Origin of the sequence: Fredinandcohnia onubensis, from assembly GCF_002734215.1 — a bacterium.
GTDB classification, from domain to species: Bacteria; Bacillota; Bacilli; order Bacillales; family Bacillaceae_L; genus Ferdinandcohnia; species Ferdinandcohnia onubensis.
Window position 1 is genome coordinate 117,361 of the sequence record NZ_NSEB01000023.1, and the last position, 12,803, is coordinate 130,163.

At 40.0% G+C, this 12,803-nt stretch carries 15 protein-coding genes and 1 riboswitch; of the genes, 10 read left to right on the forward strand and 5 right to left on the reverse strand.

The window, feature by feature from the left end:
- Window positions 1-202: 202 nt before the first annotated feature.
- On the reverse strand, window positions 203-520 hold the full coding sequence (locus tag CKK03_RS21790) for a hypothetical protein (protein ID WP_099364604.1): 318 nt from the start codon (window positions 518-520) through the stop codon (window positions 203-205).
- 147 nt (window positions 521-667) lie between these two features.
- Between CKK03_RS21790 and CKK03_RS21795 the strand changes: the two genes are divergently transcribed.
- Genes CKK03_RS21795 through CKK03_RS21810 form a run of 4 tightly spaced genes read left to right on the forward strand, consistent with a single transcriptional unit; the run spans window position 668 to window position 4,142 of the window.
- Window positions 668-868, forward strand: a complete 201-nt coding sequence (locus tag CKK03_RS21795; protein WP_099364605.1) for a hypothetical protein — start codon at window positions 668-670, stop codon at window positions 866-868.
- 55 nt (window positions 869-923) lie between these two features.
- A complete protein-coding gene (locus CKK03_RS21800; RefSeq protein ID WP_099364606.1) occupies window positions 924-2,069 on the forward strand; it encodes a GNAT family N-acetyltransferase in 1,146 nt (381 codons plus the stop codon).
- Window positions 2,070-2,081: 12 nt separating this feature from the next.
- Entirely contained in the window at window positions 2,082-3,350 is a 1,269-nt protein-coding gene (gene kynU, locus CKK03_RS21805) for a kynureninase (protein ID WP_099364607.1), read from the forward strand.
- Between the two features lie 48 nt (window positions 3,351-3,398).
- Window positions 3,399-4,142: a hypothetical protein gene (locus CKK03_RS21810; RefSeq protein ID WP_099364608.1), complete on the forward strand. Its 744-nt coding sequence runs from the start codon at window positions 3,399-3,401 to the stop codon at window positions 4,140-4,142.
- A 153-nt stretch (window positions 4,143-4,295) separates the two neighbouring features.
- On the opposite strand, the gene CKK03_RS21815 is transcribed toward CKK03_RS21810, so the two are convergent.
- Window positions 4,296-5,291 (reverse strand): zinc-binding dehydrogenase, encoded by a 996-nt coding sequence (locus CKK03_RS21815; RefSeq protein WP_099364609.1) that lies wholly within the window; start codon window positions 5,289-5,291, stop codon window positions 4,296-4,298.
- A gap of 528 nt (window positions 5,292-5,819) precedes the next feature.
- Between CKK03_RS21815 and CKK03_RS21820 the strand changes: the two genes are divergently transcribed.
- Window positions 5,820-6,872, forward strand: coding sequence for a DmpA family aminopeptidase (locus CKK03_RS21820; RefSeq protein WP_099364610.1), 1,053 nt, complete (start codon window positions 5,820-5,822; stop codon window positions 6,870-6,872).
- A gap of 12 nt (window positions 6,873-6,884) precedes the next feature.
- Window positions 6,885-7,586: a gamma-glutamyl-gamma-aminobutyrate hydrolase family protein gene (locus CKK03_RS21825; protein WP_099364611.1), complete on the forward strand. Its 702-nt coding sequence runs from the start codon at window positions 6,885-6,887 to the stop codon at window positions 7,584-7,586.
- 46 nt (window positions 7,587-7,632) lie between these two features.
- Here CKK03_RS21825 and CKK03_RS21830 read toward each other — a convergent pair whose 3' ends face one another.
- The 3 genes from CKK03_RS21830 to CKK03_RS21840 all read right to left on the reverse strand — a co-directional run bounded on the left by CKK03_RS21830 (window position 7,633) and on the right by CKK03_RS21840 (window position 9,391).
- Window positions 7,633-7,956: a hypothetical protein gene (locus CKK03_RS21830; protein WP_099364612.1), complete on the reverse strand. Its 324-nt coding sequence runs from the start codon at window positions 7,954-7,956 to the stop codon at window positions 7,633-7,635.
- Between the two features lie 99 nt (window positions 7,957-8,055).
- Entirely contained in the window at window positions 8,056-9,057 is a 1,002-nt protein-coding gene (locus CKK03_RS21835) for an HAAS signaling domain-containing protein (RefSeq protein WP_099364613.1), read from the reverse strand.
- Complete coding sequence (locus tag CKK03_RS21840; protein ID WP_099364614.1) at window positions 9,044-9,391, reverse strand: PadR family transcriptional regulator; 348 nt, start codon at window positions 9,389-9,391, stop codon at window positions 9,044-9,046. The genes CKK03_RS21835 and CKK03_RS21840 overlap by 14 nt, the downstream gene beginning before the upstream one ends.
- Window positions 9,392-9,561: 170 nt before the next feature.
- Between CKK03_RS21840 and CKK03_RS21845 the strand changes: the two genes are divergently transcribed.
- From CKK03_RS21845 to thiD, 4 genes are all read left to right on the forward strand, one after another.
- Complete coding sequence (locus CKK03_RS21845) at window positions 9,562-10,260, forward strand: YetF domain-containing protein (protein ID WP_099364615.1); 699 nt, start codon at window positions 9,562-9,564, stop codon at window positions 10,258-10,260.
- Between the two features lie 99 nt (window positions 10,261-10,359).
- Window positions 10,360-10,469, forward strand: a riboswitch (TPP riboswitch).
- A gap of 60 nt (window positions 10,470-10,529) precedes the next feature.
- A complete protein-coding gene (gene thiM / locus CKK03_RS21850; protein WP_099364616.1) occupies window positions 10,530-11,354 on the forward strand; it encodes a hydroxyethylthiazole kinase in 825 nt (274 codons plus the stop codon).
- Window positions 11,341-11,988 carry a thiamine phosphate synthase gene (gene thiE / locus CKK03_RS21855; protein WP_099364617.1) on the forward strand — a complete coding sequence of 216 codons (648 nt, stop codon included), beginning with the start codon at window positions 11,341-11,343 and terminating at the stop codon, window positions 11,986-11,988. Before thiM ends, thiE begins: the two co-directional genes overlap by 14 nt.
- Window positions 11,988-12,773, forward strand: a complete 786-nt coding sequence (gene thiD / locus CKK03_RS21860; protein ID WP_099364618.1) for a bifunctional hydroxymethylpyrimidine kinase/phosphomethylpyrimidine kinase — start codon at window positions 11,988-11,990, stop codon at window positions 12,771-12,773. The genes thiE and thiD overlap by 1 nt, the downstream gene beginning before the upstream one ends.
- Window positions 12,774-12,803: the final 30 nt, after the last annotated feature.

A 12,803-nucleotide genomic window follows, 5' to 3' on the forward strand; every position in this document is an offset into this window, starting at 1 on the left:
CAAATAAAAAACGAATGTAGAGCTTACTTCTACATTCGTTTTTTTATCTTATTTATTTGTAAAGAAATCTTTAAAGGCTTGTGTAATCTCGATACCTTGAAAGATGAATAGGCTAGTCACCGTTAACGAACATAATCCAATCATAATAAATCTAAACCACATAATTTTTCTCCTCCTTGATTTTTATAATCATGTAAAAAAATCAAAGAGCTTTTACCACATAATTAGATTGATAAAAAATGGGTGTTATCCAGATAAAATTTCGGTAGGTTTTGTTGACTTCGATGTTTTTAAAAACACCTCGAAGGACGATAAAACCCGATGTGATTGAAAAAAGCACCCAAGAAATTTTTGGTTTACCATCATCATTGGAAGAAAAATTGTCGATTGAAACACTGTTAATAGTTACAGTGTTTTCTTGAATGTCAGGTGATTTAAACGCATGGGAATGTGCGATTGTAGCTGAAAAAGACATGATCGCAACAAACATGATGATGGCTAGAACGAATCGTTTCCTCATTTTCTACCATCTCCCCATTGTTAATGTTACTATCTTACACCCGATGAACTGAAAAATCCACAAAAATAATTTTACAAAAATTGCGAAATTTCATTTTGTAAATTGAAAAATGTGGGAACTATGTTACCCTAAAGAAGGGGTGAAGTAATGAGTAAAAGTAAACGAAATCTCCTCATTGCAATCATTGGGAGTCTTGTGATTGTAACGTTTGGTGTTGTAAGAATACTAGAAATTAGAGATAACCACAAAATTAACACACAGATTTTAGAAGCGTGTATGGACAAAGGGGAAACTGTTGTTTTTGAAGCGAAAAATATCTTTAGTCTAGACGAAGTTAGCTGCGAGTAAATATGAGTAATGGTCAAAATAGATTAATCCTTTTCTAAACAGGAGTTGGTAGGCTATGACAATCGAAAGACTTACTGAAGAACAATTTTTAGATTCTGTGCGTTTATCAGAGTATGCATTTACATATAAGCTTTCAGAACAACAGCTTGATGAGGTTCCTAAAAAACTTAAAAACCATCAAATTTATGGAATCTATGAAAATAATAAGTTAGCTACAAAGTTTCATCTCATACCACTCTCCACATATGTGGGGGATCAATCGTTTAAAATGGGTGGAATAGCAGGTGTTGCGACGTATCCGGAATACCGAAGACGTGGGTATGTAAAGGAATTGCTTACGTATGCGCTTGAAACGATGAAGACACAGGGATTTACCGTTTCGATGTTGCATCCATTTGATGTATCTTTTTACCGAAAATATGGCTGGGAACTATTTAGCAATCGCCTTAAAACGCTTCATAAGAAAGCTGATTTGAATATGTTTGAACCTGCAAATGGTACGATCACGCGTTATCAATTTGAAAACGCCAATCTGGAAGAGCTTAAACAGATCTATGCGCAGTATGCAACTACATTCTCAGGGATGCTTGTTCGGGAGGATGATTGGTGGAAAAGCGTGGTTGATGATCTGAATATTGCGGTTTATTACGATCCAGCAAATAAGCCAACTGGTTATGTCCTTTATGAAATTAAGGACAGTAAGATGACGGTTGAGGAATTTGTCCCTGTCAATGTCGAGGCCAGACAAGGCTTATGGAATTTTATATGTCAGCATGATTCAATGATTTCTGAGCTCGAAATGATTACATTTGAAAAAGAACCATTATTCTTCGCTCTAAAGAAACAAAAGACGGTGAAACGTGAAGTAAGCCCGTATTTTATGGTGCGAATTGTTGATGTAGAGTCATTTCTACAAGAATACAAATTTACTGGAAACGAGACGATTAAACTTCAAATCACAGACCCATTTGCAGCTTGGAATGAAAAAACATTCCTTATAGAAGATGGCGAGGTTCGCATTACCGACGAAACAGATGGCGCGATTGAACTTTCAATTAATGCATTATCAACGGCACTATTCGGTCATCAACGTCCGAACGAACTTTTCGCAGTTGGAATGATTGCAGGGGAAGAAAGCGAAATAGAAGTATTTGAAAAAATGATTCCGAATCGCCCTGCGTATATGTACGATTTCTTTTAAGGGGGAAACGTTTTGAAATTATTAGAGCATGCAAAAAAGCTTGATAGAGAGGATCCGTTAGCAACGTTCCGTGATGAATTTTATCTAAAACCGGATACCATCTATTTGGATGGAAATTCACTTGGGCTTTTATCAAAGCGGGCCGAACGTTCGTTACTTCGCTCATTAGAGGATTGGAAAGAATTTGGGATTGATGGCTGGACACAAGGTAGGCAACCTTGGTTTTATATGTCTGAACAGGCAAGCGAACTACTTGCTCCGCTTGTTGGCGCATCACTTGAGGAAGTAATTGTAACGGGTTCCACGACGGTGAATCTCCATCAATTAGTTGCGACTTTTTATAAGCCAAAAGGGAAACGTACAAAGATTGTAGCGGATGAATTAAATTTTCCATCTGATATATATGCCCTTCAAAGTCAGTTGCAGATTCATGGGCTTAATCCTGATGAACATCTTATTCGGGTAAAAAGTCATGAGGGCCGTTATGTAGCTGAAGACGACATTATTGCGGCAATGACCGACGAGGTGGCTTTGGTGGTTTTGCCAAGCGTATTGTATCGGAGTGGTCAAATTTTAGATATGAAGCGTCTTACTGATGAGGCACATAAGCGCGGAATTATAATTGGGTTTGATAGCTGTCATTCGATCGGTGCCATTCCACACTCCTTTTCTGAATGGGATGTTGACTTTGCCTTTTGGTGCAATTATAAGCATCTTAATGGTGGGCCTGGAGCGGTTGCAGGGTTGTATGTGAATCGAAAGCATTTTGGTGTGTTACCGGGCTTAGCGGGCTGGTTTGGGTCAAATAAAGAAAAGCAATTTGATATGGAGCATACGTTTACGCCAGCAGGCAATGCGGGGGCCTTTCAGATTGGGACTCCTCATGTGTTAAGTTTGGCTCCTTTACTCGGTTCACTTGAAATGTTTGCTGAGGCAGGGATTGAAAATATTCGGAGTAAATCTCTTGGTTTGACGAATTTTTTAATCGAACTGATTGATACTGAACTAACAGGGATGGGATTCACGATTGGCTCACCACGTGACATGTCTGTTAGGGGAGGTCACGTCAGTCTTGAGCATAGGGAAGCAGCACGAATTTGTAAGGCGCTCAAAGAAAATGGAGTGATTCCAGATTTTCGAGCTCCTAATATCATTCGACTTGCCCCAGTGCCCCTGTATAATTCCTATGAGGACGTTTGGAAAGTTGTTCAAATGTTAAAAACAATAATGGACGAAAAACAATACGAAAAATATAAAAATGAACGAGACGTAGTAGCTTAAAGGTATACCAATCCGGTATACCTTTTACAACTTAAGGGAGGAATTCATGTGGCAATCGTAGCGGGTTCAAAGTTCGATACATACAAACAAAAAATTTTGTCCTTGCCCATGGACTATCGGGAAGAAGACATAAAGAGTGAGACATTTTTATTGGACAAGGATGAAAAAAAACACCTTGAAATCTACTATGCTCCATTTGAATACGTGAATGAGTCTGCAAAAGTCATGATTGTCGGAATCACACCAGGACTACATCAAATGAAAAAATCATATTCAACAATCCTTGATCCGAAAAATAAAGGTCTTTCTGATGAGCAACTTCTACACGAGGTGAAAAAGAATTCCAGCTTTGAAGGGCCAATGAGGAAAAATCTGATTGGGATGCTCGATGAACTTAGGTTACACTCATACCTCGAAATTGAATCGGCCAGTGAGCTTTTTGCTTCTGCCAGTCATCTTGTTCAAACCGCTTCTGTTATTAGGTATCCAGTATTCTATAAGGGTAAAAACTACAGTGGCTCAACTCCAAAGATGTTAAAAACGGACTTGTTAAAGAAGCATATTATGGATAGTTTTACAGAAGAGTTAGTGCGTATTCAACATCCGCTCATCATTCCTTTAGGGGTTAATGTGACAGCAGTGTTCAACCATCTTGCAGAAAATGGCTATGTATCACCAGATAGCGTTCTTTATGGTTTTCCACATACATCAGGTGGAAATGGGCACCGACACAGGCAATTTGCTGAGAACAAGGAGCAAATGAAGAAAAAATTAGCTTGTTATTTTGGTTGAAAAAACTGCACCCTTATTTAGGTGCAGTTCTATTTAGTCTAGCTTCAGGCAAAATCGGCTCGAAGTCACAAGCGAATCGCATCGGTAGGAAAAAAACGTCTTTTGCTGGTGCTTTCTTGTGCTTGTCGCCGGTATGCGGTGGCCTTGAGCTTTTTAGTCCGCGATTTTTATCGCGATTTTTCCGAATTGTTCAGCTTCATCAATACGCCGCATTGCTTTTTTAGTTTCTTCAAGAGGATACACTTTATCAATGACAGGGTTAATTTTATGTTCATTTACAAATTGCAACATCTCATTAAACTCTTCTGTACTCGCCATTGTGGAGCCGAGTAATGTATATTGACCGTAAAAGAATTCGCGAAGATTGAAGTCCACCGAATCACCAGCAGAAGCGCCGAATGTAACCATTTTTCCACCTTTTCGAAGCTGTCCAAGTGATTTATGGAAGGTGGCTGCTCCAACTGTTTCAACGACGATATCTACTTTTTCTCCATTTAACGCCTCATTCCAGTCGCCATTGCTATCTATCGCGACATCAGCGCCCAATTCAAGAGCTTGTTTTAACTTCGCTTCAGAGCGAGAAGTAACGATAACACGAGCCCCGATTGCTTTCGTGAATAGTAGAAGGAACGTTACGGCACCACTTCCGATTCCAGGTAATAAGACAGTATCAGTCGGTTTTACATCCGCACGAGTGAATAATGCGCGATAGGCAGTCATGGCCGCAAGTGATAAGACACCAGCTTCATCCCATGATAAATGTGCTGGCTTTGGACCAACATTATCCGCAGAGAGTGTGATCTTTTCGGCAAAGGTTCCGTGATCGGGTAAACCAAGAATCTCATGACCTTCAGGTGGAGCATCACTTTTTTCTTTCCATCCTAAAGACGGATTGAGGATGACTTCATCTCCGACCTGAATACCTTCAACACCAGGGCCAACCGCTTCAACAATCCCAGCACCATCCGACCCAATTACTAATGGCGGATCTGTTTCTTTATGTCTATGTAAAACAAATAAATCACGGTGATTGAGTCCAGCGCTTTTTAGCTTAACCTTCACCTCACCTTGTTTTGGTTCAATTTCATCAATATCCGAATACGATGTTCCGTCCATTCCAGGAACTTTGTAATGTACAAACGCTTTCATATTTTCCCCTCCTAAATAGTCAAAACGATAGTTTAATTCTAAAGGAATTCTACAGAACATTTCAACTAATTCGATTGGGGGAGAGGGGGATGTGAGAGTGGAAAGGGAGCGCAAGCGTGGGATACGTGCCCGATTGGTAGAATAGTAGTGGAAAAGAGTAACGCAAAGGCTAAAAGTGTAGATAGATCGCCTACTAAACACTCAAAAGAGGTCAATATTTGGATAAAATTAGGAGAATGCGAATCAGCAAAGCCGCGAAAGAAGCCTGCATCTGGATAAAATTAGGAAACAGCGAACCAGCAATACCGCGAAAGAAGCCCGCGTCTGGATAATATTAGGAAACTCCGAACTAGCAACACCGCGAAAGACGCCCGTATCTGGATAGAAGTAGGAAACACCGAACCAGCAACACCACAAAACATAAAACTCATTCCAATAAAACATAAATATCCCTCCCCACCACCTATACTCAACCCGCCCATCTAACCTATACTAATAACAAATACCAATCGGAAAGGGTTAAACAAAATGAAAAAAAGACTAAAAGATTACGGGATAAATATCGGCAACTTACCAACAGGAGCTTTAAATAAAATCACAGATGTAAAAGGCGTGAGAGTCGGCCACTCCACCATATCCAACGTGGATATCCAGACAGGGGTGACAGCCATCATCCCACATGATACAAATATTTTTAACAATAAAGTGGTTGCTGCTTCATATGCTATGAATGGGTTCGGAAAGACGATGGGAACTCTTCAAATCGATGAACTAGGCACGATTGAAACACCTATTCTGCTCACAAATACGTTAAGCGTGGGGGTTGTCGCCAATCACCTTATCGGCTATATGCTTGAGCAAAATAAGGAAATCGGTGATACAACCGGGACAGTAAATCCTGTCATTGGTGAGTGCAATGATATGTTTTTAAATAATATCCGAAAACAGTCAATCACGGAAACAAATGTCCGGGAAGCCCTCGAAACAGCAACAACCAATTTCGAAGAGGGCATTATCGGAGCAGGGGCAGGAATGAAATGCTTTGGGCTAAAAGGGGGGATTGGTTCTTCGTCACGCATCCTTACATATCCTCATGGAAAATACACCTTAGGCGTCTTGGTGCTCTCCAATTTTGGGGAGATTGATCAATTTCGCCTAAACGGAATCCATGTGGGGCCAATCATTAAAGAGAAGCTCCCGACAAAAAGCGAAACGGGTGACAAAGGCTCCATCATGATTATTATCGCAACCGATTTGCCGGTGACTTCACGTCAATTAAAGAGAATCATCAAACGTGCATCGGTGGGACTTAGTAGAACAGGTTCTTTTATTGGTAATGGGAGTGGGGATGTTTTCATCGGTTTCTCAACCGCAAACACAATCAGTCATGAAAATAAAGGGGAACTACAGACTCTAAAAGTCATCCACGAAGATGACCTGGATCAAGCCTTTTTAGCTGCAGCAGACGCCACGGAGGAAGCGATTTTACAGTCATTACTAACAGCGAAAACGACAACTGGCCGAAATGGAAACACACTTTATTCATTGGCTGAACTGATGAGTGAGATTATTTCAAAATGAGGGGGAATCAACATGGATAAACCGATTATTGGTGTGACCTCGCATGTTGAGTTGGATTATAAACATACGCTGTCGAATGATTATATTCAAGCTGTGATTGGAGCCGGAGGAATTCCGGTTATTTTACCAATTGGCATTGATGGAGATGTTTCACAGATTGCAAGTAAGTTAGATGGGCTTCTTTTAACAGGGGGAGGGGATATCGATCCAACCTTATTTGGGGAGGAGCCACATCCGAAGCTAGGTACGATTTCGCCAGGAAGAGATGATTTTGAGCCTGCCATCATTCAGGAGATGTTAACTGCAAATAAGCCAATCCTTGCGATATGTCGGGGAATCCAGATTTTGAATATCGCGCTTGGTGGGGATATGTATCAGGATATTTATGATCAGCATGAAACCGGGCTTCTTCAGCACTCCCAGAAGGCAACAAGGTATCATCTTGCTCATTTTGTGAAAGCGAAGGAAGGCAGTTTGCTAGAGTCCATTGCAGGGACTTCTGAGTTTAAGGTGAATACGTATCATCATCAGGCTGTTCGCCATGTACCCTATCCACTTGAGGTTTCAGGGGTTGCTTCAGATGGAATCATTGAGGCAATCGAAAGTAAGGGACATTCTTTTGTTTTAGGTGTGCAATGGCATCCCGAAGGTTTGGCGGTCAACGGAGATGAGATTGCGAAGCGTATCTTTAAAAGATTTGTAGAAAGTTGCTAAGAAGAAAAGGAGTTAAGCCTCATACATGGGACTTAACTCCTTTTCCTTATCTCCAGTACTCTAAATACTCATAATTGTCGGTGGGAACTCTCTTAATTACTTCATTCGCTTCATTGCGATAAACTTCATATTCTCGGTAGATGTCAACTTTATTTCCGTTGACAATCTCTGTGTCAACATACTGCATTTCCAATTCTGGAATTAGTTCCTCGTCTAAAGTATCCTCTTCCGGGTTTGCCGTTACTTCTTCGTCTGAAGACATACCAGATACAGAGATTGCATTTTTGTATTCATAGACATCATCTGATTCAATTACACCGGTCACAAATATAATAGATAGAATCCCGATTGCGATCAAAAATTTATTCAAGGTCACCAAACTCCTTTGTTCCATATCTATTACTCATCTATATGCATTCGAGAAAAAGATTAGGACAACTAATCCCTCGGGAGTTTGGTAAAGGTCAAATTATCGGATACGGGCCTTTCGAAAACCATCATAGATACTGATTGCTGCAAATACGAAGAGAATAATAATGACACCGATAATTATTCTTGAATTAAAGTTGTCAGGGTTCATGGTAAAAAGGTCTTCGGTCATATAGGTAATAAAGCCAGGGTTCATGATATTCGGATGTAAGAATATGACAGTGAATACAATAGTACCGATTAATTCGACGACGGCATTAAAAATGGCCAAGCCTTTTGTCCATTGTCCCTTGATAAGTTTGTAAAGAGCAAGTGAAATTTCGATAGCAATTACAACTAGAACCATAGGCCAATACTTTAACAAAATGTCTTGGTTTAAGGCAGATATAACAAATTCCAGACCATCTTTTCCGCCTTCGTAGATCCCTAAAAGCTGATTTGCTTTAAAATATAGAGTTGCCCAGATAGCCGTCCATAGTAGTCCACCAAAAACCTCAAACTTTGAGATAGCCTTTTTCTTTGGGATATAGGTAATACTTTTTAAATCATCTGGAGTCCATTTCTTTAGACTGGCTGTTAATGGTTGGTCATCTTTTGATTTATCAGTTCGCTCTATAATGGCAAACACAATAGTCAGCCAAAAAAATGTTTGGATCGAAACATCGATGATTCTCCAAACGCCAAAACCGACAATGTCTAGTACCATATTAATGATGGTTTCCTCATCTTGTTGCCCAAGAAAATACTCAGGGATGATTGCGATGAGTGAGATAACAGCTGCTATCGGTATTATCATCTTTAGTAAGGTAACATACACATCAAAATAACGTGGGCCAATAAGATGCATGGGCCGGTCGAGATACCCACTCGCCAATTTTGCGGGGCTCCCTAATTTTTCTAGCGCGGTCTTTACATCTTCGTCATTGTAATCGTCAGGCAGCATATCCTCGATGGTCGACCGTAACTCAAGTGCAATGTCTTTCCGATTTTTTTCAGGCAGTCTTCGAGTAACTTCCTGAACGTAGATATCAATCAGATTCATAATCTTCCTCTCCCTCTAATAATCTATATAGCTCTTTCGAACTTTGAATCCATTCCTTTTTTAATTGTAAAAAGATTTCCAGACCGAACTCACTTAACACATAGTACTTACGTGGTCTGCTTTCAGATGTATCCCAACTGCTTGTCACCAACTCCTGTTTTTCCAGACGGCGTAGCAAAGGATATAACGTACTTTGGTCAATGGCGATACCTGAACCCTCTAATAATTGGACTAGGGAATATCCATACTGGGGGGTTCGTAATTGACTCAAAACAGCTAGTGTTAAGGTTCCTCTTCTAAGTTCAGTCATTAATGAGTTAAATAGATCACTCATTCACCCACCTCATTTTTTAATACTATATGATGTACAGTATTTGATTCATACTATGTATCGTACACTATTGTGGTGACGAAAGCAATTCTTCTTTTTAAAATTAGGTGTATTCATTAAATCGCTTTATTAGGGATAGAATAAATTTCAACAAGTTAAAAGGAGTTTTTTTGATGGATACTTCACAACTTTTACTAAGGATTACTCTTGCGTTTGTGGTGTTATTTATACTGGCTAGATTAATGGGACGAAAAGAAATCAGTCAAATGACGTTTTTTAATTTTGTTTCGGCAATTGCTATAGGCTCTATTGCCGCAAATTTTGCAATGAATTCAAATGTAAGTATATTAAATGGGGTACTAGCGTTAATAGGCTGGACTGTTTTTACATTAGCAATTGCTTTTATTGATATAAAGTCGAAAAAAGCAAGGAAAGTAACAACAGGGGAACCGATCATTGTGATAAAAGAAGGAAAGGTTATGGAGAATTCACTTCGTTCAACACGACTAGATATGGATACCCTTAATTCAATATTAAGACAAAAAGGGTACTTTTCTATTAAAGATGTACAATATGCCATCTTTGAAACTAGTGGCCAACTTTCGGTGATGCCATACGAACATAAAATGCCTTACACAAAAGAGGATGCCAGTGTTAAGAGTAATCCCTATATATATCCAACCTCGACCGAGGTCATCTCAGACGGTGTAATTAATAACATGAATCTTTCAAGACTAAATTTAGATACAAACTGGCTAAACCAACAATTAAAAAATGCTGGGGTGACGGATGTATCTGAGGTCTTTTATGCAGAAGTACAGAAAGATGGGACTCTTTACATAGACAACAAAGACGATAATCTGTTGCATTAAGAACCATAGTAAGAACCATAGGGACGGTTCCTGTGGTCCCTGATTTTCGAGGGAGCCACTAGAACCGTCCCCGTGGTTCTGTTATAATAGAATCAAATTGAATAAATGCAGGGGAGCTCACACTTGTGGGCTGAGAGTAAGCGAAATGTAGCTTTGACCCTTTACCTGATTTGGATAATGCCAACGTAGGGAATGTGTGTAAGTATGACGATTCATGCGGTATATCTATTTCAGGTATACCGCATTTTTTATTTGAATGGAGGATAACCATGTTTGAGCAAATCTTAAAAAACGTTAGGCGACATACACCGCTCGTCCATAACATTACAAACTATGTGACGGTTAACGATGTTGCAAATATCGTCCTTGCTTGTGGAGGTTCACCAATTATGGCGGACGATCCAAAAGAAGTGGCGGATATTACAAGCATCTGCAATGCGCTTGTGATTAATATCGGTACTTTAAATGAGAGAACAATAGAATCTATGATTTTAGCAGGGAAAACAGCGAACAAACTAGGGCATCCTGTAATTTTGGATCCAGTGGGAGCAGGTGCGTCTAGCTTACGAACCAATACTGTTTATCGACTTTTAGACGAGGTACAATTTGCTGTTATCAGAGGGAACTTATCAGAAATAAAAACGGTACATGCAGGAAGTGGGAATACTAAAGGTGTGGATGCAGCTGCAGAAGACGTCATCAACGAAGGTAATCTCGATGAAATGGTTCAGTTTGCAAAGCAGGTAAGTAAACAAACAGGTGCGGTTATTGCAATCACAGGTGCTATTGATATTGTTGCGAATACGGATGAAGCCTTTGCAATTAGAAATGGCCACCCAATGATGTCAAAAATCACAGGGACAGGCTGTATGCTTACTTCTGTTGTAGCTGCTTATTGTGGAGCGAATCCTGGTGACATTTTAAAAAGTACAGCTGCAGCGGTGAGTGCGATGGGATATTGCGGTGAATTGGCCCATCAAAAAGTAGAAGAAATGAACGCGGGAACTTCATCATTCCGTATGTACTTGATAGATGCGATGAGTAAAATAGATTTTACACAACTACAAGGTGGTATGAACATTGAAAATCGATAAAAAATGTATGCAACTATATGCAGTAACAGATCGTGCCTGGACAGGCAGCCAAACCTTAGTTGAACAAGTGGAAGCAGCGATAAAAGGTGGCATTACATTCCTTCAACTTAGAGAAAAAAGTCTTGGGTATGATCATTTTTTACAAGAAGCCATTGAACTTAAAATGTTAACGGCTTTCTATGATGTTCCTTTTGTAATTAATGATAATGTTGAAATTGCGCAAGCTTGTGATGCAGATGGTGTGCATGTTGGGCAAGAGGATATGCCGGTTGAAAAGGTACGTGAAATGATTGGGCCAGATAAAATTCTCGGTGTGTCGGCTCAAAATGTAGAACAAGCGATTGCTGCCGAAAAAGCGGGTGCAGATTATCTTGGAATTGGTTCGGTATTTCCGACAGGTACAAAAAAAGACGCGAAACCGATGACATTCGAAACTGTTCAAGAAATTTGTAAGAGCGTTTCGATTCCTATTGTTGCAATTGGCGGGATTAATAAAACGAATATTTTAGAGTTAGCTGGAAGTGGGGTAGATGGTGTTGCGGTAGTATCGGCAATCTTTGCACAGTCCGATATCACAGTGGCTACAAAGGAATTACAAGAGCTTTCAGCTAAGATGTTAGGGAGTGAAGGATAATGAAAAAGGTATTGACGATTGCTGGCTCTGATTGTAGTGGGGGAGCGGGTATTCAGGCAGATATTAAAACAATTACAGCCCATAATATGTATGCAATGAGTGCCATTACAGCTCTTACTGCTCAAAATACAACTGGCGTATACGGGGTTCTCGATTCGACTCCTGAATTTGTCGGGCAACAGTTGGATTGCATCATGACTGATATTTTTCCTGATAGTGTGAAAATCGGGATGGTGTCATCACCTGAAATCATCTATAAAATCGTGGAAAAACTAGAAGAATATAAGCCTTCAAATATAGTAGTCGATCCAGTCATGATTTCGACAAGTGGGAGTAGACTTTTGAGTGAATCGGCGATGGACGCCTTGATTAGCAAATTAATTCCGCTTGCTACTATTATTACACCCAATATACATGAGGCTGAGGCGCTTGGCGAGATGGAGATTACCACGAAGAAAGACATGCAAGTGGCTGCCCAAAAATTGTCCGAAACCTATAAAGGTTCCATTTTAATTAAAGGTGGACATCTTGAAGATGCAGCGGATGATCTATTATATAGTAATGGCGAGTTTACATGGTTCCCAGGAGAACGGATCAGTAACCCGAACACACATGGCACAGGTTGTACGCTTTCATCAGCGATTGCTTGTAATTTAGCAAAAGGCCATGATATTAAAACAAGTATACAGGAAGCAAAACACTATATTACGGGAGCAATAGAAGCGGGACTTGACCTTGGAAAAGGCAGTGGACCGTTGAATCATTGTTATGCCATAAAGAACTGATTATAGGAGCAGTGTCCGAAGTTGCTGTGT